Source organism: Streptomyces sp. NPDC097107, from assembly GCF_044762405.1.
Classification (GTDB): domain Bacteria; phylum Actinomycetota; class Actinomycetes; order Streptomycetales; family Streptomycetaceae; genus Streptomyces; species Streptomyces thinghirensis.
On sequence record NZ_JBIWEF010000004.1, the window covers coordinates 496,475 to 517,742 of the forward strand.

The 21,268-nt window shown below is 70.8% G+C and carries 19 protein-coding genes, 1 tRNA gene and 1 riboswitch; of the genes, 12 read left to right on the forward strand and 8 right to left on the reverse strand.

Features of this window, described 5'->3' with window-relative positions; genetic code table 11:
• Positions 1–132: 132 nt before the first annotated feature.
• The 6 genes from ACIQ1J_RS12390 to ACIQ1J_RS12415 all read left to right on the forward strand — a co-directional run bounded on the left by ACIQ1J_RS12390 (position 133) and on the right by ACIQ1J_RS12415 (position 5,969).
• On the forward strand, positions 133–1,149 hold the full coding sequence (locus tag ACIQ1J_RS12390) for a transglycosylase family protein (RefSeq protein WP_403556513.1): 1,017 nt from the start codon (positions 133–135) through the stop codon (positions 1,147–1,149).
• A gap of 183 nt (positions 1,150–1,332) precedes the next feature.
• Positions 1,333–1,499: riboswitch (cyclic di-AMP (ydaO/yuaA leader) on the forward strand.
• Between the two features lie 3 nt (positions 1,500–1,502).
• Positions 1,503–2,225 carry a transglycosylase family protein gene (locus ACIQ1J_RS12395; RefSeq protein ID WP_403556515.1) on the forward strand — a complete coding sequence of 241 codons (723 nt, stop codon included), beginning with the start codon at positions 1,503–1,505 and terminating at the stop codon, positions 2,223–2,225.
• A 256-nt stretch (positions 2,226–2,481) separates the two neighbouring features.
• Positions 2,482–3,762, forward strand: coding sequence for a phosphopyruvate hydratase (gene eno / locus ACIQ1J_RS12400; RefSeq protein WP_210962850.1), 1,281 nt, complete (start codon positions 2,482–2,484; stop codon positions 3,760–3,762).
• A 101-nt stretch (positions 3,763–3,863) separates the two neighbouring features.
• On the forward strand, positions 3,864–4,346 hold the full coding sequence (locus tag ACIQ1J_RS12405; protein ID WP_403556518.1) for a septum formation initiator family protein: 483 nt from the start codon (positions 3,864–3,866) through the stop codon (positions 4,344–4,346).
• Positions 4,347–4,455: 109 nt separating this feature from the next.
• Positions 4,456–4,995, forward strand: coding sequence for a DUF501 domain-containing protein (locus ACIQ1J_RS12410; protein ID WP_403556657.1), 540 nt, complete (start codon positions 4,456–4,458; stop codon positions 4,993–4,995).
• A complete protein-coding gene (locus ACIQ1J_RS12415; RefSeq protein ID WP_403556519.1) occupies positions 4,992–5,969 on the forward strand; it encodes an exopolyphosphatase in 978 nt (325 codons plus the stop codon). Before ACIQ1J_RS12410 ends, ACIQ1J_RS12415 begins: the two co-directional genes overlap by 4 nt.
• A 37-nt stretch (positions 5,970–6,006) precedes the next feature.
• On the opposite strand, the gene ACIQ1J_RS12420 is transcribed toward ACIQ1J_RS12415, so the two are convergent.
• Positions 6,007–6,276, reverse strand: a complete 270-nt coding sequence (locus tag ACIQ1J_RS12420; protein ID WP_403556521.1) for a type II toxin-antitoxin system RelE/ParE family toxin — start codon at positions 6,274–6,276, stop codon at positions 6,007–6,009.
• Entirely contained in the window at positions 6,273–6,545 is a 273-nt protein-coding gene (locus ACIQ1J_RS12425) for a type II toxin-antitoxin system Phd/YefM family antitoxin (protein ID WP_403556523.1), read from the reverse strand. The genes ACIQ1J_RS12420 and ACIQ1J_RS12425 overlap by 4 nt, the downstream gene beginning before the upstream one ends.
• A gap of 531 nt (positions 6,546–7,076) precedes the next feature.
• On the opposite strand from ACIQ1J_RS12425, the gene ACIQ1J_RS12430 reads away from it, so the two are divergent.
• Together ACIQ1J_RS12430 and ACIQ1J_RS12435 are read left to right on the forward strand one after the other, a co-directional pair.
• Positions 7,077–8,495, forward strand: a complete 1,419-nt coding sequence (locus ACIQ1J_RS12430) for an NAD(P)/FAD-dependent oxidoreductase (RefSeq protein ID WP_403556525.1) — start codon at positions 7,077–7,079, stop codon at positions 8,493–8,495.
• Between the two features lie 222 nt (positions 8,496–8,717).
• Positions 8,718–10,019: a class I SAM-dependent methyltransferase gene (locus ACIQ1J_RS12435; protein ID WP_403556527.1), complete on the forward strand. Its 1,302-nt coding sequence runs from the start codon at positions 8,718–8,720 to the stop codon at positions 10,017–10,019.
• A 70-nt stretch (positions 10,020–10,089) separates the two neighbouring features.
• Here the strand turns inward: ACIQ1J_RS12435 and ACIQ1J_RS12440 are convergent, their stop codons facing one another.
• Positions 10,090–12,618 (reverse strand): ABC transporter permease, encoded by a 2,529-nt coding sequence (locus tag ACIQ1J_RS12440; protein ID WP_403556529.1) that lies wholly within the window; start codon positions 12,616–12,618, stop codon positions 10,090–10,092.
• A gap of 58 nt (positions 12,619–12,676) precedes the next feature.
• On the reverse strand, positions 12,677–13,474 hold the full coding sequence (locus ACIQ1J_RS12445) for an ABC transporter ATP-binding protein (protein WP_403556531.1): 798 nt from the start codon (positions 13,472–13,474) through the stop codon (positions 12,677–12,679).
• 405 nt (positions 13,475–13,879) lie between these two features.
• On the opposite strand from ACIQ1J_RS12445, the gene ACIQ1J_RS12450 reads away from it, so the two are divergent.
• The 3 genes from ACIQ1J_RS12450 (at position 13,880) to ACIQ1J_RS12460 (ending at position 16,471) form a co-directional block, all read left to right on the forward strand.
• Positions 13,880–13,962 (forward strand) — tRNA-Leu (locus ACIQ1J_RS12450).
• A gap of 244 nt (positions 13,963–14,206) precedes the next feature.
• Complete coding sequence (locus tag ACIQ1J_RS12455; protein ID WP_403556533.1) at positions 14,207–15,382, forward strand: 4-hydroxybenzoate 3-monooxygenase; 1,176 nt, start codon at positions 14,207–14,209, stop codon at positions 15,380–15,382.
• Between the two features lie 168 nt (positions 15,383–15,550).
• The gene (locus tag ACIQ1J_RS12460; protein WP_403556535.1) at positions 15,551–16,471 is read left to right on the forward strand and encodes a Bax inhibitor-1/YccA family protein; all 921 of its coding nucleotides are present in this window, start codon (positions 15,551–15,553) and stop codon (positions 16,469–16,471) included.
• Between the two features lie 81 nt (positions 16,472–16,552).
• Here the strand turns inward: ACIQ1J_RS12460 and ACIQ1J_RS12465 are convergent, their stop codons facing one another.
• Entirely contained in the window at positions 16,553–16,783 is a 231-nt protein-coding gene (locus ACIQ1J_RS12465; protein WP_055417294.1) for a DUF4287 domain-containing protein, read from the reverse strand.
• A 103-nt stretch (positions 16,784–16,886) separates the two neighbouring features.
• Between ACIQ1J_RS12465 and ACIQ1J_RS12470 the strand changes: the two genes are divergently transcribed.
• Positions 16,887–17,198 carry a hypothetical protein gene (locus ACIQ1J_RS12470; protein WP_193776322.1) on the forward strand — a complete coding sequence of 104 codons (312 nt, stop codon included), beginning with the start codon at positions 16,887–16,889 and terminating at the stop codon, positions 17,196–17,198.
• A 115-nt stretch (positions 17,199–17,313) separates the two neighbouring features.
• Here the strand turns inward: ACIQ1J_RS12470 and ACIQ1J_RS12475 are convergent, their stop codons facing one another.
• The 3 genes from ACIQ1J_RS12475 to ACIQ1J_RS12485 all read right to left on the reverse strand — a co-directional run bounded on the left by ACIQ1J_RS12475 (position 17,314) and on the right by ACIQ1J_RS12485 (position 20,911).
• Positions 17,314–18,114: a hypothetical protein gene (locus ACIQ1J_RS12475; RefSeq protein ID WP_403556538.1), complete on the reverse strand. Its 801-nt coding sequence runs from the start codon at positions 18,112–18,114 to the stop codon at positions 17,314–17,316.
• A gap of 292 nt (positions 18,115–18,406) precedes the next feature.
• Positions 18,407–19,627: an acetyl-CoA C-acetyltransferase gene (locus tag ACIQ1J_RS12480; RefSeq protein ID WP_310873012.1), complete on the reverse strand. Its 1,221-nt coding sequence runs from the start codon at positions 19,625–19,627 to the stop codon at positions 18,407–18,409.
• A 258-nt stretch (positions 19,628–19,885) separates the two neighbouring features.
• A complete protein-coding gene (locus tag ACIQ1J_RS12485; protein ID WP_403556540.1) occupies positions 19,886–20,911 on the reverse strand; it encodes an SGNH/GDSL hydrolase family protein in 1,026 nt (341 codons plus the stop codon).
• Positions 20,912–21,268 lie beyond the last annotated feature (357 nt).

A 21,268-nucleotide genomic window follows, 5' to 3' on the forward strand; every position in this document is an offset into this window, starting at 1 on the left:
CTCTGTGATCTTCACGTGATCTGCGCGGCATGAACTTGTGACAAGCGATCATCTGCCTATACGTTCACGAACCAGCGTGGCGCCGAGCATCACCCGCCGCGCGGTCCCCGCTGTCTCGTGAAAGGTCGTCGCATGCTCTCCGGGAACGGTCGTCACCGCCGCCCCCGCCAGGCTCCCGCCCTGGTCGTCGCAGCCGGAGTGACCGGCTCCGCCATCGCGATCCCGCTTCTCGGCGCCACCGGCGCCCACGCGGCCGACGGGGCGAGCTGGGACCGCGTCGCCGAGTGCGAGACCGGCGGCGCCTGGAGCCAGAACAGCGGCAACGGGTACTACGGCGGCCTGCAGCTCTCCCAGGACGTCTGGGAGCGGTACGGCGGCACCGAGTACGCGCCGAGCGCCGACCAGGCCAGTCGCTCCCAGCAGATAAGAGTCGCCGAGAAGCTGCACGCGGACCAGGGCATCGCCGCCTGGCCGACCTGCGCCCTGCTCGCGGGCATGGGCAACGACCCGGCTCCCACGGACGGCGGAACCGGTTCGACGGGTGACGGCACGTCGGAGGAGCCGGCAGCGCCGGAGACGCCGGAGACTCCCGAGCCGTCCGGCACGACCGAGTCGCCGGAGCCCACCTCCGAGACGTCCGCTTCGTCCCCTTCGCCGTCTTCGCCCCCCACCTCTGACGCCACGTCGGACAGTGGGGGCGATTCGACCAAGTCCGACACATCCCCTGAAGCCGAGCCCACGGGCAGCGCCGGCTCCCAGGGTTCCGACGCTTCGCCCACGGCCTCTCCGGAGACCGGCGAAACGGACAAGGCGGGGCAGAGTGCCGGGGATTCGGCGCTCACCGACACCGGGGACTCCGGCGCGGGCAAGCACCGCGGCGACAGTGCGGACGAGGGTGCGGCGGACGGTCGTGCGGGCGAGTCGTCGGGGCGGCACGCCTCGCGGGGTGAGGGCGAGTCGCGAGAGGCCGCGGACGGCTCGTACACCGTCCGTTCCGGCGACAGCCTCTGGGGCATCGCCGACTCCCTTGAGCTCGACGGCGGGTGGCGCTCGCTCTATGTCGGCAACAAGCAGGTCGTCGGCACCGACCCGGACCACATCCTGCCCGGTCAGACACTCACGGTCACGGGCGAATCGGGCGAAAAGTAGGGGCAGTTCGCGTCACGGTTCGAGACCGTATGTCCGTTTTGGATCACGTGAGAGATAGGTCTCAGAAGCCGTGATCGTCTTTGAAAATCCGCGGAGCGCGTGTCTACGGTCATGACCGCTCGCCATCGCGGGCCCCGGCTGCCGCAACGCCGAATCCTGCCAGCGGCCGTCCGGGAACAGTCGTCGCGTCAAGCGCCGAAGGCAGGAGCGGGGGACCCAAGGTAAGTGCCGCACCGGGCAGTTGAGCCGGAGCGGCTAGGGGTTAAGCCGAGTTCCGCGAGGAACCCGGCCGGGCAACTCAACCGGCCCGAACCCGACAGCTCACCTCGCAGGCGTCGGTGAGGGGATCAACCATGCTGTTTTCCGGCAAGGGCAAGCACCGCCGTCCGTCCAAGGCCACCCGTGTCATCGCCGTCGCCGGCGTCACCGGTGCCGCCGTCGCCGCCCCGCTGATGGCGGCCGGCAACGCCTCCGCCGCCACCGCGTCCGAGTGGGACGCCGTCGCCCAGTGCGAGTCCGGCGGCAACTGGTCCATCAACACCGGCAACGGTTACTACGGCGGTCTGCAGTTCTCCGCCTCCACCTGGGCCGGCTACGGCGGCACGCAGTACGCCGCCACCGCCGACCAGGCCAGCAAGGCGCAGCAGATCGAGATCGCCGAGAAGGTGCTCGCGGGCCAGGGCAAGGGTGCCTGGCCGGTCTGCGGCACCGGCCTGTCGGGCGCCGCGTACACCGGTGGCGGCTCCGAGAGCCAGGACAGCGGCTCCTCGCAGAGCGAGAGCGGCGGCTCCACCGCCGACCGCTCCACCGAGCAGAAGGCCTCCCGCTCCGACGAGCGCCCGGCCGCCGAGCCGAAGGCCGAGAAGCCGGCCGAGAAGAAGACCGTCACCACCCCGACCGGCAAGAAGGTCGAGAAGGGCGACGGCGAGTACAAGGTCGTCAAGGGCGACACCCTCAGCTCGATCGCCGAGGAGCACGACGTCAAGGGCGGCTGGGCCAAGGTGTTCAAGCTGAACGACGACATCGTCGACGACGCCGACCTGATCTACCCGGGCCAGCAGCTGCACCTGAAGTAAGCAGCAGCCCCCTGCTCCCGTCCCGGTGCGTGTTCCCCCGTACGCACCGGGACGGGTTTTTCACGCCACGATGCCGCCCCGGTTTCCGGAAACGTCTTTGTTCCGTTCGGAAACAATTTACTCTCGGTTCTGTCCAGCGGGTGGGCGATCGGCTGGCCGATCGCCCGGAGCCGGTTAGGCTCGGTCCCGCAGAGCCGCTGCGGTCCTGTGGACCCGCGCGTCACACCGAAGCGTCACATTGAAGAAGGAGATGCTCGTGCCGTCCATCGACGTCGTCGTAGCCCGGGAAATCCTGGACTCCCGAGGCAACCCCACGGTCGAGGTCGAGGTCGGCCTCGACGACGGCAGCACGGGTCGTGCCGCCGTCCCGTCCGGCGCCTCCACCGGTGCCTTCGAGGCCATCGAACTCCGTGACGGCGATGCCGGCCGTTACCTGGGCAAGGGTGTCGAGAAGGCCGTCCTCGCCGTCATCGAGCAGATCGGCCCGGAGCTGGTCGGCTACGACGCCACCGAGCAGCGCCTGATCGACCAGGCCATGTTCGACCTGGACGCCACCGACAACAAGGGCTCGCTGGGCGCCAACGCCATCCTCGGTGTCTCGCTGGCCGTCGCGCACGCCGCCTCCGAGGCCAGCGACCTGCCGCTCTTCCGCTACCTGGGCGGCCCGAACGCGCACCTGCTGCCGGTGCCGATGATGAACATCCTGAACGGCGGGTCGCACGCCGACTCGAACGTGGACATCCAGGAGTTCATGATCGCCCCGATCGGTGCGGAGTCCTTCTCCGAGGCCCTGCGCTGGGGTGCCGAGGTCTACCACACGCTGAAGAAGGTCCTGAAGAACAAGGGCCTGGCCACCGGCCTCGGCGACGAGGGCGGCTTCGCCCCGAACCTCGGCTCCAACCGCGAGGCCCTCGACCTCATCCTCGAGGCCGTCAAGGAAGCCGGCTACACCCCCGGCGAGCAGATCGCCCTCGCGCTCGACGTGGCCGCGTCCGAGTTCTACAAGGACGGCTCCTACACCTTCGAGGGCAAGACCCGCTCCGCCGCCGAGATGACCGAGTACTACGCCGAGCTGGTCGAGGCGTACCCGCTGGTCTCCATCGAGGACCCGCTGTTCGAGGACGACTGGGACGGCTGGAAGGTCCTCACCGACAAGCTCGGCGACAAGGTCCAGATCGTCGGCGACGACCTGTTCGTCACCAACCCGGAGCGCCTGGCCCGCGGCATCGACGAGAACGCCGCCAACGCCCTGCTGGTCAAGGTCAACCAGATCGGTTCGCTGACCGAGACCCTGGACGCCGTGGAGCTGGCCCAGCGCAACGGCTTCAAGTGCATGATGTCCCACCGCTCCGGCGAGACCGAGGACGTCACCATCGCCGACCTGGCCGTCGCCACCAACTGCGGCCAGATCAAGACCGGCGCCCCGGCCCGCTCCGAGCGCGTCGCCAAGTACAACCAGCTGCTGCGCATCGAGGAGATCCTCGACGACGCCGCGGTGTACGCCGGCCGCAGCGCGTTCCCGCGCTTCAAGGGCTGAGCGCCACCCTTCGGTAGGCAGCGTCGTACGTACGTCCCCGTACTCGGTCCCGTACCGTGTGCGGGGACGTACGCACGTGTGGACTTAAGGCGGGGACAGACATGGCGGTGAAGGACCGGGACCGTTTCTCCACCGCGACCAGGATCCGGATCATCGGGGAACAGACCGCGGCCCGGGTCTACCGCTCGCAGACCAAGCGCCAGGCCCGTCGCTCCCGGCTGACCGGCCGGGCCGCGCTGCTCGCGATGGTGCTCTGCTCGCTCGTCGTGGCGCTCGCCTACCCGATACGGCAGTACGTCGCCCAGCGCGCCGAGATCGCCGATCTCCAGCGGGAGCGGCAGGAGACCCGCGACCGGGTCGAGGACCTGCGCGACCTGAAGGCACGCTGGCAGGACGACGCCTACGCCGAGCAGCAGATCCGGCTGCGGCTGCACTACGTGATGCCGGGGGAGACGGGCTTCGTCGTCGTCGACCCGGACGCGGCCGGGCAGGCCCGCGCCGAGGGCGGCGCCGCCGACCGCCCCTGGTACCGGAACGTCTGGGACGGGGTCGACAAGGCCGACGCCGCCGCCCCCCGGCCGTGAACCGGCCACCCCGGTCGTGAACCGGCCACCCCGGTCGTGAACCGGCCGCCCCGGCATTGAGCCGACAGTGCCGGCAGTGACTCAACAGGAAGACCAGCAGAAGACAGTCATGCAGACTCCCCCGCCGACCACCCCGCGCACCGAGCCCACCGATGCGGACGTCGAGGCTTTCAAGCAGCAGCTCGGGCGCCCCCCGCGCGGCCTGCGCGCCATCGCGCACCGCTGTCCGTGCGGACACCCGGACGTCGTGGAGACGGCCCCCCGGCTGCCCGACGGCACGCCCTTCCCCACGCTGTACTACCTGACGTGCCCGAAGGCGGCCTCCGCGATCGGCACGCTGGAGGCGAACGGCGTCATGAAGGAGATGACCGAGCGCCTGGCCACCGATCCGGAGCTGGCCGACGCCTACCGTGCCGCGCACGAGGACTACGTCCGGCGGCGTGACGAGATCGAGGAGCTGACCGGCTTCCCGAGCGCGGGCGGCATGCCGGACCGCGTGAAGTGCCTGCACGTCCTGGTCGCCCACTCGCTGGCGGCCGGCCCCGGCGTCAACCCGCTGGGCGACGAGGCGATCGCGATGCTGCCCGAGTGGTGGCGCAAGGGGCCGTGCGTGACGCTCGGCGGGACCTGTGGGGAGGACGCCAAGTGACCCGTGTCGCCGCCGTCGACTGCGGTACCAACTCCATCCGGCTGCTCGTCGCCGACGCCACTGTGTCCGACAGCGCCTCCGGCGCGGGCTCGACCAGTGAGCTGACCGACCTCGACCGCCGCATGACCATCGTGCGGCTCGGCCAGGGCGTCGACCGCACCGGGCGGCTGGCGCCCGAGGCGCTGGAGCGGACCTTCGCCGCCTGCCGCGAGTACGCCGAGGTGATCAAGGAGCACGGCGCCGAGCGGCTGCGCTTCGTGGCGACCTCCGCCTCCCGGGACGCGGAGAACCGGGACGTCTTCGTGCGCGGGGTGCGGGACATCCTCGGCGTGGAGCCGGAGGTCATCTCGGGCGACCAGGAGGCGGAGTTCTCCTTCACCGGCGCCACCAAGGAGCTTGCGGGCCGCGACCACCTCGACAAGCCCTACCTGGTCGTCGACATCGGCGGCGGCTCGACCGAGTTCGTCGTCGGGGACGACCACGTGCGCGCGGCCCGCTCGGTGGACGTCGGCTGTGTGCGGCTGACCGAGCGGCACCTGGTGCACGACGGCGCGGTGACCGACCCGCCCACCGCCGAGCAGGTCGCGGCGATGCGGGCCGACATCGAGGCGGCGCTGGACCTCGCCGAGGAGACGGTGCCGCTGCGCGAGGCGCGCACGCTGGTCGGGCTGGCCGGCTCGGTGACGACGGTGTCGGCGATCGCGCAGGAGCTGCCGGAGTACGACTCGGCCGCCATCCACCACTCCCGGGTCTCGCGCGACCGGGTCCGGGAGATCACCGACTGGCTGCTGCGCTCCACCCACGCCGAGCGCGCGGCCGTTCCCTCCATGCATCCGGGCCGCGTCGACGTGATCGGAGCGGGAGCGCTCGTCCTGCTCTCGATCATGGAGCGGACGGGTGCGGAGGAGGTCGTCGTGAGCGAGCACGACATCCTCGACGGGATCGCTCACTTCACGGCGAGCGAGGTGCGTTGAGGGGCGGTGCCCAGCGGTCTCGATGTCTGGTGGGGCGTCACAGGTTGCGGTAGACGTCCCGCCGGTCGCCCACCTTGACGACGAGAATGACGAGTTCACCATCGTTGATCTGGTAGGCGATGCGGTAGCTTCCGACCCGGAGCCGGTAGAGCCCGGACGGTCCGGTGAGTTTCCTGACGTCGGCGTCCTGGCGGTACGGGTCGTCACCGAGTGCGGTCAGTGCGGTCAGGATGCGCATGGCGTCGGGTCGGCTGATGGCCCGGAGCTGCCGCTGCGCCGCCGTGGTGAACCGGAAGGCGTACTTCACGCCGCCTCGCCGTCATGCTCGGTGAACAGGTCCGCCAGCAGTTCCGCCATGGTCACGGTGCTGCCCCCCTCGGCCAGCACCGCTTCGGCCTCGCGCGCCAGCATCACGTCGGCCGCTTCCTCCAGCGCTTCGAAGTCCGAGATCGGTACCACGGCGGCCACCGGGGCGCCATTGCGCGTGATGACAGTCGGGACGCCTTCTTCTGCCCGGTTGATGTGGTCGGCGAGGTGTGCGCGGGCTTCCCGCACGGTCACGGTGTTCTCACTCATGGGGCCAGTGTACGCGCCCACGTGTACACGCGGCATCTCTCGGGAGTCGAGTGCGTGAGCGAGCACGACATCCTCGACGGCATCGCGTGGTCGGTGGCGCAGGGGGCGGGCGGAGGCTCCGCGGTCGCGGTCTGAGCAGGACGGGCGACGGTTGAGCGCGCCTAGCGGGGTCCTGCGGGGCCCCCGGCGACATCCCGTCGGGAAAGTTCGTGAAGTTCTTCACAAGGAATTGGGCCCTGTTGGACGACGAAAGCGCGTCGGTTGACCCTTTTGGGGTTCAACTGCCCTTTGAACGTGTTCAGGACGGCGCTTCGAAGGGGTCCCGGCGCGGCGCTCCAGGAGGGCGGTCCACCGTCCCCGGAGGTGCGGAGGAGCAGCTCACGCGGCATTGACAACGGGGTGCACTACACGCTGGTTCCACTCTCCGCCATGATCTCCGTCACGTGGATCGCGGATGGTAGCACAGCCGCCACCGAAGCTTGTGAAGGGGCGCACGAACCACCCCCCTCGAGCGGGTGGATACTCGATGGCATGAGCACCACGGAGCGTCCCAGGATCCTCGTAGTAGGCGGTGGGTACGTAGGCCTGTACGCAGCTCGACGCATCCAGAAGAAGATGCGTTACGGCGAGGCGACCGTCACCGTCGTCGACCCGCGGTCGTACATGACCTACCAGCCCTTCCTCCCCGAAGCCGCCGCCGGCAACATCTCCCCGCGGCACGTCGTCGTCCCCCTGCGGCGCGTGCTTCCGAAGGCGGAGGTCCTCACCGGCCGGGTCACCACCATCGACCAGGACCGCAAGGTCGCCACGATCGCCCCCCTCGTGGGCGAGGCGTACGAGCTGCCCTTCGACTACCTGGTCATCGCCATGGGCGCGGTCTCCCGCACCTTCCCGATCCCCGGCCTCGCCGAGCAGGGCATCGGCATGAAGGGCATCGAGGAGTCCATCGGCCTGCGCAACCACGTCCTGGAGCAGCTCGACAAGGCCGACTCCACCACCGACGAGGAGATCCGCCGCAAGGCGCTCACCTTCGTCTTCATCGGCGGCGGTTTCGCCGGTGCGGAGACCATCGGTGAGGTCGAGGACATGGCGCGCGACGCGGCCAAGTACTACAAGAACGTCTCCCGCGAGGACATGCGTTTCGTCCTCGTGGACGCCGCCGACAAGATCCTCCCCGAGGTCGGTCCGAAGCTCGGCCAGTACGGCAAGGAGCACCTCGAGGGCCGCGGTGTCGAGGTCTACCTGTCCACCTCCATGGACTCCTGCGTCGACGGCCACGTGGTGCTGAAGAACGGCCTCGAGGTCGACTCCAGCACGATCGTCTGGACGGCCGGCGTCAAGCCGAACCCGGCGCTGTCCCGCTTCGGCCTGCCGCTGGGCCCCCGCGGTCACGTCGACTGCGAGCCGACCCTCCAGGTCAAGGGCACCGACTACATCTGGGCCGCGGGCGACAACGCCCAGGTGCCGGACCTCGTCGGCCGCAAGGCGGGCAACGAGAACGCCTGGTGCCCGCCGAACGCCCAGCACGCGCTGCGCCAGGCCAAGGTCCTCGGCGACAACGTGATCTCCGGTATGCGGGGCTTCCCGCAGAAGGACTACAGCCACGCCAACAAGGGCGCGGTGGCGGGCCTCGGCCTGCACAAGGGCGTGGCGATGATCGTCATGGGCAAGATGAAGATCAAGCTCAAGGGCCGCCTCGCCTGGTACATGCACCGCGGCTACCACGGCATGGCGATGCCGACCTTCAACCGGAAGATCCGCGTCTTCGCGGACTGGACGCTCGGCATGTTCCTCAAGCGCGAGGTCGTCTCCCTCGGCGCGATGGAGACGCCGCGCGAGGAGTTCTACGAGGCCGCCAAGCCGGCGCCGGCCGCCGCGCCGAAGGCCGCCGACAGGGGTGGGCAGAACGTGAAGTCGGAGAAGACCGAGGAGAAGGCCAAGGCCTCCTGACCTCCGGTCGCCTCCCGCAGTAGCGCAGTAGCTCATCGAAGTGGGCCGCCCGCCATCCGTGGTGCGGGCGGCCCCTTCGCGCTGCGCCGACGGGGCGGGAAAACCTCGTGGTGTGTACAGGTATTTTGCTCAGTCGTAACGCGCGCCGGGGACTGTACGGCGGGCTCCCAGATGTTTACGTGGTGTTGGACATTCCGGGATCGCTCGTCACGGAGGTACGCCATGGCTGACGCCGCGCTGCGGCTGCAGAACCTCTTCGAACAGTTGCTGGGAGCACCACTCCCGGTGCGCCTCCGCGCCTGGGACGGTTCGCAGGCGGGTCCGCCCGGCGCGCCGACCCTCGTCGTACGCAACCGCAGGGCCCTGCGCCGCCTGCTGTTCAAGCCGGGCGAACTGGGCCTGGCCCGGGCCTGGGTGGCCGGGGACCTCGACGTGGACGGCGACCTCTACACCGCCCTCGGACTCCTCGCCGGCCTCGTCTGGGAGCGCGACGAGGACGCCCGCGGCCTCGCCGAGGCGCTCCGCGACCCCGAGGTCCGGGCCGCCGTCCGCGGCCTGGTCAGGCTCGCCGGGCCGCCGCTGCCGCCCGCCCCGCCGCCGGAGGAGGTCCGCCGGGCCCGCGGCCACCTGCACACCAAGCGCAGCGACAGACACGCCATCAGCCACCACTACGACGTCGGCAACGACTTCTACGAGCTGGTCCTCGGCCCGTCCATGGTCTACTCCTGCGCCTACTGGCCGGCCCTCCCCGCCGACGGCGGCACTCTGGAGGACGCCCAGCGCGACAAGCTCGAACTGGTGAGCCGCAAGCTGGGCCTGACCCCCGGTCAGCGCCTTCTCGACGTCGGTTGCGGCTGGGGTTCCATGGCGATCCACGCGGCCCGCGAGCACGGCGTGAGCGTCGTCGGCGTCACGCTCTCCCAGGAGCAGGCCGCGTTCGCCCGCAAGCGCGTCGCCGACGCGGGGCTCACCGACCGGGTGGAGATCCGGGTCCAGGACTACCGGGACGTCGCGGACGGGCCGTACGACGCCATCTCGTCCATCGGTATGGCCGAGCACGTCGGCGCCGAGCGGTATCTGGAGTACGCCGCCGACCTGTTCAGGCTCCTCAAGCCGGGCGGACGGCTGCTGAACCACCAGATCGCCCGCCGCCCCCGGCGCGACGAGTCCGCCTACGACGTGGACGAGTTCATCGACGCCTACGTCTTCCCCGACGGCGAACTGGCCCCGGTCGGCACCACCGTCACGCAGTTGGAGCGCGCCGGGTTCGAGGTGCGCGACGTGGAGTCGATCCGCGAGCACTACGCGCTCACCCTGCGCCACTGGGTCGCCAACCTGGAGACCGGCTGGGCGGCGGCCACGCGGCTGGTCAGCCCCGGCCGCGCCCGTGTCTGGCAGCTGTACATGGCCGCCTCGGCGCTCGCCTTCGAGCGCAACCGCATCGGCGTCAACCAGGTCCTCGCCGTGAAGACCCCCGAGCCGGGCGGCTCCGGCATGCCGCTGCGCGCCCGCACCTGGAACTGACCCCGGGCGCACGGCGAAGGGCCCCGCTCCGCATCGCGCATCGGAACGGGGCCCTGTTCACACGTACCGGCTACTCGGCCTTGATGGCGTCGAGCGTGTTCAGCCGGGCCGCCCGCCGGGCCGGCCACAGCGCCGCGAGGACACCCACCAGGGCGGCCAGCAGCAGGAAGACGCCCATCCGGCCCCAGGGCAGGACCAGTTCGTACGTCGGAATGGAGGTGCCCATCAGCTCGCCGGCCGCCCAGCCGAAGAACACGCCGAGCCCGATGCCGAGCACCCCGCCGAAGAGGGAGATCACCAGGGACTCCAGGCGGACCATCCGCTTGATGCCCCGGCGGTCGAGGCCGATCGCCCGCAGCATGCCGATCTCCTGGGAGCGTTCGAAGACCGACATGGCCAGGGTGTTGATGACACCGAGGACCGCCACGATCACCGCCATGGCCAGCAGGCCGTAGAGCATGTTCAGCATCAGTGTGATATTTTTCGCGACCTCGTTGGAGACGTCCTTCTTGTCCTGGATCCTGATCGCCGGGTTGGTGTCGAGCGCCTGCTCCAGGCTGTTCTTCGAGGCCGCCGAGGTCCCGTCGGACATCTTCACCATGACCCGCATGTCGACCGGGTCGGACTGGTGCGGGGCGAGGTTGGCCAGGTCGACCATGATGCCGCGGAAAAGGTCGTTGCCCTCGTACACCCCGGTGACCGTGAGCTTCTGCTTCGCGCCGTCCTCATAGGCGGCGGTGAAGGTGGAGCCGGCCTTCCAGCCGCGGTCCTTCGCGGTGTCGGAGTCGACGGCGACCTTGTCGCCGCCCACCTCGAAGGTGCCCTGCTCGACCTTGAGGTCGGTCAGCTCGCCGATCGTGGACCCGGTGACGCCGGTGAGGTACTCGGTCTCGCCGCCGATGCGGGACTCCGCGTCGCGCAGCGGGCTGATGGCGCTGACCCCGTCCGCCCCGGCCAGCGTCTTGGCCACGTCCGGCGAGAGCTGGGTGCGGTTGGCCATGGAGACCACGTAGTCGGCCTTGATCGACGCCGACGCCATCTTGTCGATCGATTTCTGCAGGCTGCCCGCCATCACCGTCATGCCGGTGATCAGGGTCAGGCCGATCATCAGCGCGGAGGCGGTCGCGGCGGTGCGGCGCGGGTTGCGTACCGAGTTCTGCCGGGCCAGCTTGCCCGAGATGCCGAACACCCGCAGCACCGGCGCGGCGGCGGCGATCAGCGGCCTCGACAGCAGCGGCGTCAGGATGAACACGCCGATGATCAGCAGCACCGCGCCCATGGCCATCGGGGTCTGCCCGTCCGAACCGCTCATCGACGTCGCCCCGAGGACGACCGCGATGCCGGCGGCGGAGACCAGCGCGCCCAGCGTGTTGCGCAGTACCAGTGACTTGGTCGTGGCCTTGGCGTGCACGCTGCTCATGGCCGCGACCGGCGGGATCTTCGCCGCCCGGCGGCCCGGCAGCCACGCGGCCAGCATGGTGACCAGGACACCGACCATGAGGGCCGCGACGATCGTGCCGGGCGAGACGACCAGCGGACCGTCGGGCACCACGGCGCCCATCGAGCCCATCAGGGAGCGCATCCCGGCGCCGATGCCGATGCCCGCGAGCAGGCCGGTCACCGCAGCGACGACGCCCACCACGAACGCCTCGATCAGCACCGACCGCGTGACCTGCCGGCGGGAGGCGCCGACCGCCCGCATCAGGGCCAGCTCCTTGGTGCGCTGGGCGACCAGCATGGTGAAGGTGTTGGCGATGATGAACGTGCCGACGAACAGCGCGATGCCGGCGAACACCAGCAGCCCCTGCTTCATGCTGCTCATCGACGAGGCGATCGTCTCCGCCTGGTCGTCGGCCAGCTCCTTGCCGGTGGTGGTCTCGACGAGGTCCTTCGGCAGCGCCTTGTCCAGCTCCGCCTTCAGTGCCGCCTGGGTGACGCCGGGCTTCGCCCGGACGTCGATCTCGTCGAAGGCGCCGGCCTTGCCGAAGAGCTTCTGCGCGGTCGCCGTGTCGAACAGGGTGAGGCTGCCGCCGGCCGCGACGCTGCCGTCGTCGGTGGTGAAGACGCCGACGACCTTCGGGGTGATGACCGGACCGTCCACGGACATCCGCACCGTGTCACCGACGCCGTAGCCGGTGCGCTCGGCGGTCTTGGAGTCGATGAGGATCTCGCCCGCGCCCTTCGGGGCGTGCCCGTCGGTCAGCGGATACCGGGGGTCCTTCGCGCCCCAGTAGTTGCCGCCCTGCGTGCTCCAGCCGTCGCCGATCAGGTCGCCGTCCTTGTCGGCGACGGCGGTGAACCCGGTCACGACGCCGATGGCGGAGGCCGCGCCGGGCACCTTCGCGCTGTCGTCGAGGAGGGCGTCGGTCAGCTCGGGGACCTCGCCGACCTTGTCGCCCTTCGCCTCCTGGTACTCGGTGGTCACGGCGACGTCGACCTGGTCGAAGCCCTTGGCGGAGCTGTTCTGCAGGGCGTCGGAGATGGTGTTGGTGAAGACCAGGGTGCCCGACACGAACGCCACGCCGAGCATCACGGCGAGCACGGTCATCAACAGCCTGGCCTTGTGCGCGAAAACGTTGCGCAAGGCGGTACGGAACATGGGTCTTCTCTGTCGGCGGTACGGGCGGGTCAGGGACGGGAACGGGCCGGGGGCCGGGTCAGCTGGTGCGGCCCTTGGCGTCGAACTGCTTCATGCGGTCCAGCACCGAGTCGGCCGACGGCCCGTACACCTCGTCGACGATGCGTCCGTCCGCGAGGAAGACCACCCGGTCCGCGTAGGCGGCGGCCACCGGGTCGTGGGTCACCATCACCACGGTCTGCCCCAGCTCCCGCACCGAGTTGCGCAGGAAGCCCAGCACCTCGGCGCCCGAGCGGGAGTCGAGGTTTCCGGTCGGCTCGTCACCGAAGATGATCTCCGGCCGCGAGGCCAGCGCCCGGGCCACGGCCACGCGCTGCTGCTGGCCGCCGGAGAGCTGGGAGGGACGGTGGCCGAGCCGGTCGGACAGCCCGATCATCCGGATCACGGAGTCCAGCCACTGCTTGTCCGGCTTGCGGCCCGCGATGTCCATCGGGAGGGTGATGTTCTCCAGCGCGGTCAGCGTCGGCAGCAGGTTGAACGCCTGGAAGATGAAGCCGATCTTGTCCCGGCGCAGCTTGGTCAGCTGCTTGTCCTTCAGGGAGCCCAGTTCCGTGTCGCCGATGCGCACCGAGCCGGAGGAGAAGGTGTCCAGGCCGGCGACGCAGTGCATCAGCGTGGACTTGCCGGAGCCGGAGGGGCCCATGATCGCGGTGAACTCGGCCTGCCGGAAGTCGACGGAGACCCGGTCCAGGGCGACCACCTGGGTCTCGCCCTGGCCGTAGATCTTGGAAAGCTCCGTGGCGCGTGCGGCCACGGCGGTGGACCGGTCGGCTGGGGGTGCCCCCGGGCGGAGCCTGGGGGAGGGTGCGGTGGTCACGGGAAGGGTGCTCCTGTCGGTACGGCGTGTGCTCGGGGACGTTCTCCATCCTTCCGGCCGCGGGGCGCCGTGTAGTCAGCCGCTGTTCCGGTTTCGAGGGGCGACTACGGTCGGACGGCGCGGGCCGGTGTCATACCTGCGGATGACGGGCGACCCTGACGGGCCCGCCGCGGCGCCGCCGGCGCGAGAACGGGGCGGGCGTCCTTGTAGAGACGGTGAAATTCCGTCATTCCGCATGCGTGGCCGACCGACGCACGCAAGGGTGTTGGCGGGTGTGGACGGCCTGCCCCCGGAGCTGATGCACTATCAGGCGCCAATAAAATAAGACAACATCGGCCCGCCCGCCCGCTGTTCGAGGGGCGCGTCCCGATAGGCTCGGGGCACTCGACGCGGAGCCCATGGCCTGCCCGGATGGTGGAATGCAGACACGGCGAGCTTAAACCTCGCTGCCCCCTCGGGGCGTGCCGGTTCAAGTCCGGCTCCGGGCACTTCCGACGCCGTCGATCCTCCGGAACTTCCCCTCGAACCGTTGACAGTGGCGTGTGCGCGGCCGGAAAATCCTCCCAGCAATCGGTGAAAGAATTTTCACTACGCGAACACCCCCCGTCACGCGAACACCCCCCGTTACGCGAACACCCCCGTCACGAGACCACCTCCGTTGCGCGAACACTCGCACCGCGCGACACCAGCGAACATCCTCGCGGCAACGACGCCAATCGAAGGGAACGACCGATGCGCACCACCGTCGGCATCATCGGGGCCGGCCCCGCCGGACTCCTCCTCGCCCGGCTGCTCCACAACGCCGGTATCGACTCGGTCGTCCTGGAGAGCCGCGACCGGGCCTACGTCGAGCGGCGGCAGCGCGCCGGAATCCTCGAGCAGGGCACCGTGGACGTGCTGCGCGCGGCCGGGGCAGGGGAGCGGATGGACCGGGAAGGGCTGCCCCACGACGGCATCGAGCTGCGGTTCGCGAAACGGCGCCACCGCGTCGACTTCCCCGCGCTCACCGGCGGCAGGTCCGTCATGGTCTACGCGCAGACCGAGGTCTGCAAGGACCTCATCGCCCTCCAGCTCAAGGAGGGCGGCCCGCTGCTGTTCGAGGCGGAGGCGCTGGCCGTGGAGGGCGCCGAGACCGACCGCCCGCGCATCCGCTTCCGCCAGGCGGACGCCGAGGACGTCCTGGAGTGCGACTACGTCGTGGGCTGCGACGGCTTCTGGGGCGTGGCCCGGGCGGCGGTCCCGGCCGGCCTGGGCCGCACCTTCGAACGGACGTACCCCTTCGGCTGGCTCGGCATCCTCGCCGACGTCGCCCCCTCGCAGGACGAGCTGGTCTACGCCCGCCACGACCGCGGCTTCGCCCTGCTCTCCATGCGCTCCCCGTCCGTCTCCCGGCTCTACCTCCAGGTGCCCGCGGACACGGACGCCGAGAGCTGGAGCGACGAAGAGATCTGGGCCGAGCTGGAACGCCGCTTCGAGACCGACGACGACTGGGTCCTGAACCGGGGCCCGATCACCCAGAAGTCGGTCACCCCCATGCGCTCCTACGTCCACGAGCCCATGCGGCACGGCCGCCTCTTCCTGGCCGGCGACGCCGCGCACATAGTGCCGCCCACCGGCGCCAAGGGCCTCAACCTCGCCGTCGGGGACGTCGTCACCTTCGCGCGGGCGCTGGCCCACCGGACCGGGACCGGCTCCGACGAACTCCTCGACGCCTACTCCGCGACCTGCCTGCGCCGCGTCTGGCAGGCCGAGCGGTTCTCCTACGACATGACGACCCTCCTGCACCCCGCCCCCGACGCGACCCCCTTCGAGAACCGGCTCCAGCTGGCCCGCCTCGACCGGATCGCCTCCTCCCGCGCCGCCGAGACCGACCTCGCCGAGGCCTACACCGGTTTCCCGATCGGGTGAACGGGCACCCGGCCGCGCGCCCGCCCCGCCGGTGAGGGGAATCACTGATCCGCGTAGCGTGTTGTCCGCCAGGAGCAGGGAAAGATCCTCCCCAAGCAGTAGGGTCATTCCTTTGCCGTTCCATTACTCTTGAGCCAAGGCTGCGTCGTGTGGCCATGGAGGAGTGAAATGAGGAGCAGAAACCCGGTCTTCTCGCGACGGGGGTTCAGCCGCGACAACGGCTACGCGGGCTTCAACGCCGCGCCGCAGGCCGGGGGTCCCGCCGTCGCCACCCAGGGCAACCCGTACGCGCAGGGCACGCAGGGCACCCCGTACGCCCAGCCCGTCGGCAACCCCTACGCGCAGAACCCGTACGCCCAGCAGGACCAGCAGTACGGCGCGCCGCCGCAGGCGCCGGCCACCGCCGACCGGATGACGATGGACGACGTCGTCATCCGAACGGCGAGCACACTCGGTGTGCTCGTGGTGACGGCCGCGCTCGCCTGGGCGCTGCTGCCCGTGGACGACGCCAACATCGGCCGTTCCATCGGCTTCGGTATCGGTGCCGCGGTGATCGGCATGGTCCTGGCGCTGGTGCAGTCCTTCAAGCGCAAGGCCTCGCCGGCGCTGATCCTGACGTACGCGGCGTTCGAGGGTGTCTTCCTCGGCGTCATCTCCAGCGTCGTCGACAACCGCATCGCGGACGGCGCGGCCATGCAGGCCGTGATCGGCACGATGGCGGTCTTCGCCGGTGTGCTGATCGCGTACAAGGCCGGCTGGATCCGCGTCAACCGCCGCTTCTACGGCTTCGTGATGGCGGCCGCGCTCGGCTTCGTCTTCCTGATGATGGTGAACCTGATGTTCGCCGTCTTCGGCGGCGGTGACGGCCTCGGCTTCCGCAGCGGCACGCTCGGTGTCGTCTTCGGCATCGTCGGCATCATCCTCGGCGCGTGCTTCCTGGCCATGGACTTCAAGCAGGTCGAGGACGGCCTGGCCTACGGCGCCCCGCGCGAGGAGGCCTGGCTCGCCGCCTTCGGCCTCACGCTGACGCTGGTCTGGCTGTACCTGGAGTTCCTGCGTCTGATCGCGATCCTGAACAGCAGCGACTAGCGGCGAATCGCTTGGCCGCTGGTGAGGAAGGGCCCCGGGCTTGTGCCCGGGGCCCTTCCTCGTCGTGACGGCGGCGCGCGCTCAGCGCAGCTTGCGCGCGGCCCTTCTCAGGTCGTACTCGTGGATGATCGCCTTCGCGTGGCCGTACGCGAGGTCGTGTTCGTGACGGAGCCAGCTGACCTTCTCCTCGAAGCGGAAGAGGGAGGGGCCGTCCTCGACGGTGCGCAGCCAGTCGGAGATCTCACGACCGGTGCAGTGGGGAATGCGGGCGAGCATGTTGCGATGGGTCTCCTCGGAGAAGACTTGGGACATCGGCGCCTCCGGACGAAAGGGGTTGTGAGCCGGTCCTTCAGGTCACCGTGCCTGAGCGTTCGCCCGTTGGCAACAGTCCCGGAGGGGCGCGTACGCTCGCGCCGTGGTTGATACGACGCCTTTGACCCGTGCCGTGGACGACTTCGCCGACCGGTTGCGGGCCGCCCCGCAGAGCAGACTGCAACGCGGGGCCGCCGCCGAGGCGCTGGAGCTGGCCAGGGAGCTGGCCCGGCGCGCCCAACTCGTGGAGGAACCGGGGACGGAGCCGCGGGTGATGCCGGACGCGGGGATGTTCGCCGCCGCCGACCAGATCGCCGTCGCCGCCCACGACTTGGCCCTCGTGCTGAGCGACGAGGGCCAGGTGGCGGAAGCGGTGGGGCTGGTGGAGGAGGCCCGCAAACGGGCCGGGGTCTGACGCGGCCCCGCAAAGACCGGGCAGGGACCAGAAAGTCCGGGCAACCGACGACAACGCCGCAGACGTGCGTGCGGCGCCACGCCCCGCGACGCCGGCACGATCCAAACGGCAGGCCTCAGAGGGACGCGATGACGCGGTCCGCCAGGATGTACACGTTCTCCTCGCCGCAGGCGAAGGTCAGCGTGTAGGCGCCGGAGATACCCGAGCCGCCGAGGAGGTAGGGCGTCTTGCCCGCGCCCAGCGCGGCGGCCAGGCGCTCCGCGGTCTCGCGGTGGCCCGGGGTCATGCACAGCGTGGTGCCGTCGGCGAAGACGTACACGTCGAGCGTGCCCAGCGGGCCCGGGCGGACGTCCGCCAGCGCCACGCTCGACTCGGCCAGCTCCTCGAGAGTGGCGACGGTGCGCTCGTGATCGCCCACGGCGGGCGACGGATTCGGCACGAAGTCCGGGTGCGAGGGGTGCCGGCGGCGAGCGGCGGCCAGCTCGGCGGACTCCCTGGGGCCCGCGTCCTTCGCGGTCGGTTCGTCGGCGTCCCCGCCCGGCTCGACCACGGGCTCCAAGCCCACGAAATCGGCCTGGCGGGGCAGGAACAGCTCGCTGTCGGACAGGCCGAGCAGCAGGGGCGCGTCGGAGGCGTCGCGGGACTCCTGGGCGGCCCAGAAGGCCCGCGCCTCGGCGAGCTCGCGCTCACGCTCCTCGGCGAGCGCCTCCGCGACGGCGGCGCGTATCTCCTCGGCGTCGGCGGTGGTGCGGGCGGCGGGCACACGGCCACGCGTGGCGGCGGCCCGGCTCTCGGCCAGCTCGGTGCGCAGCGCCGCCACCTGCCGGCGCAGCACCAGAATGCTGCGCAGGACGGCGACGCCCACGGCGCCGGTGGCGGCCGTGGTGAGCAGCAGGGCGATCGGCATGGCGCTCACTGACGTACTCCCGGTTCAAAGTCGACCCCCGACTTCCTACATCAGCTTGAAGGGAGGACTAACCGTCTGTCAGTGCGTAACGTCACGAAACGGACAGGACTTTGGGCCCGGAAGGTAGGGGTGGGGCTGGTCTGACCTGCGTAAATCAGGGTGCAGGGAGAGGTAGGTCACATCCTGGGGGAGATTGAGTCACAAAACGGCCCAGAACCCTGGGGCGAGCGGGGTTCCGGGCCGTGGTGTCACGCTGGGTCTCCCAGGCGCTACTGACCGTCTTTCAGCAGCGGTGTGCCGGTCAGCTCAGGCGCTCGATGACCATGGCCATGCCCTGGCCGCCGCCGACGCACATGGTCTCCAGGCCGAACTGCTTGTCGTGCGTCTGGAGGGAGTTGATCAGCGTGCCGGTGATGCGGGCGCCGGTCATGCCGAAGGGGTGGCCGACGGCGATGGCGCCGCCGTTGACGTTCAGCTTCTCCAGCGGGATGCCGAGGTCGCGGTAGGAGGGGATGACCTGCGCGGCGAACGCCTCGTTGATCTCGACCAGGTCGATGTCGTCGATGGTCAGCCCGGCGCGGGACAGCGCCTGCTTGCTCGCCTCGACCGGACCCAGGCCCATGATCTCGGGGGAGAGGCCGGAGACACCGGTGGAGACGATGCGGGCGAGCGGGGTCAGGCCCAGCTCGCGGGCCTTGGTGTCGCTCATGATCACGAGGGCGGCGGCGCCGTCGTTGAGCGGGCAGCAGTTGCCGGCGGTGACCAGGCCGTCGGGGCGGAAGACGGGCTTGAGGCCCTGGACGCCCTCCAGGGTGACGCCGGCGCGGGGGCCGTCGTCCTTGGAGACGACCGTGCCGTCGGGGAGGGTCACCGGGGTGATCTCGCGCTCCCAGAAGCCGTTCTTGATGGCTTCCTCGGCGAGGTTCTGCGAGCGGACGCCGAACTCGTCCATGTCCTGCCGCGTGATCCCCTTGGCGCGCGCCAGGTTCTCGGCGGTCTGGCCCATGGCGATGTACGGGTCGGGGACGAGGCCGTCCTCGCGCGGGTCGTGCCAGGTGGTGCCCTCCTGCTGGGCGACCTCGGCGGTACGGGCCTCGGCCTCGGCGAACAGCGGGTTCCGGGTGTCCGGCAGGCTGTCGGAGTTGCCCTTGGCGAACCGGGAGACCATCTCGACACCGGCCGAGATGAAGACGTCGCCCTCGCCGGCCTTGATGGCGTGCAGGGCCATGCGGGAGGTCTGCAGCGACGAGGAGCAGTACCGGGTGACGGTGCAGCCGGGCAGGTGGTCCATGCCCATCTCGACGGCGACGATCCGGCCGAGGTTGTTGCCCTGCTCGCCGCCGGGCAGGCCGCAGCCGAGCATCAGGTCGTCGATGTCCCTGGGGTCCAGCTCGGGGACCTTGGCGAGCGCGGCCTGGATGATCGTGGCGGCGAGGTCGTCGGGGCGCAGGTCCTTGAGGGATCCCTTGAAGGCGCGGCCGATGGGGGAGCGGGTGGCTGAGACGATCACGGCTTCGGGCATCACGGCTCCAGAGAAGAAGATGCGGCGCGTAGCGCCTCGTTGAGGGGTGGTGGTCGGGCGACGGGCGGGAGAGAGGTTGGGCGGCTGCTGGGGAAGTTACCCGGACGTATGGCCTGGGTCACGGGTGCGGAGGTGTGACATGGGCCGCAACTTTCTAAGCGCTTGCTTGGCGACGTCCACAACTGCGGGCAGTCGTGCCGCTGGGGCGGCACGGGTGGGCGCAGCGGCCCCCGGCCGGCGCCGGTGAGTGCCACGCCCCTACCTCGGCTGCGCCGACGTCGCCGGCTCCGCCTCCGCCACCCGGCGCCGCCGCCGGCGCTTGAGCAGGGCCCAGGGCCCCCGCGGCCCCGTGGGCATCGCGGCGGCGACCTCCGTGCCCGCCTCCGACGCGGCTTCCACCGCGGCACGCGCCACCGGCAGGAAGCCCTCGCGGCGCAGTGCGTCGGGGCGCTCCTCCTCGGCCGGCCACAGGCCGAGCGCGGCGCACACCGACGGCAGGATCGCCATCGCGGCCGTGGCGTACCCCTCGGCGGAGGGGTGGTAGTTGTCGGGGCCGAACAGCTCCCGCGGGTTCTGCGCGAACTCCGGGCCCAGCAGATCGCCCAGTGAAACCGTGCGCCCGCCCTGCTCCACGACACCGATCGTCTGCGCCGCCGCCAGCTGCCGCGAGGTCCGCCGGGCCAGCCAGCGCAGCGGCTGCCGCACCCGCTCGATCGTGCCCAGATCCGGGCAGGTGCCGACCACCACCTCCGCGCCGGCCGTACGCAGCCGCCGTACCGCCCCCGACAGGTGCCGGACCGAGCGGGTCGCGGGCATCCGGTGCGTGACGTCGTTCGCGCCGATCATGATCACGCAGATGTCGGGCACCCTGCCCGGATCCGCGAGCACCAGCGCCACCTGCCGGTCCAGGTCGTCCGAACAGGCCCCGGGTGCCGCGACCGACCCCAGTTCCACCGGCCGCTCCGCCACCGCCGCCAGCCCCGACGCCAGCAGCGCGCCCGGCGTCTGCCCGGCCCGGTGCACGCCCTGCCCGGCGGCCGTGGAGTCGCCCAGCATCATCAGCCGCAGCGGCGGCTCCCCCGTCGTCGGCGAAATGCCGCCGTACAGCCCCTGTGCGTTCGGCACCCGGTCCGGTGTGCCGATGCCCACCCGGCGCCTGGCCAGTTGCATCTCCGCCAGCAGCAGACCGACCGCGGCCGCACCGGCCAGCCCGATGCCGCCGCCGCCGTACGCCGCGCCGGCCGCGATCCGCCGGGCCACCCTCGCCCTCGACATGCTCGTCATACGTCGCCGCCACCTCCTCCAACCCGTACACCCAGTGCTTGCCCCGTACGGACGGTCGCCCAATCTCAACGGGGAGTGAACGACCGTCACGGGGTATGGGCCGGGCCGGCAGGCCGTCGGCCTGCCCGGCGGATCTCCGCCTGCCGTGCGACGCCTGGCACACACGCTCGCCGCGTTGCCGGAGCGCCTGCCTGGCTCCGCCACGAAGGCGCTCCGGCGCCTTGCGATCGCACGCACCAGCCGCCGCGCGGCCCGCCCTCCGGCCTGCCCGGCGGATCTCCGCCTGCCGTGCGACGCCTGGCACACACGCTCGCCGCGTTGCCGGAGCGCCTGCCTGGCTCCGCCACGAAGGCGCTC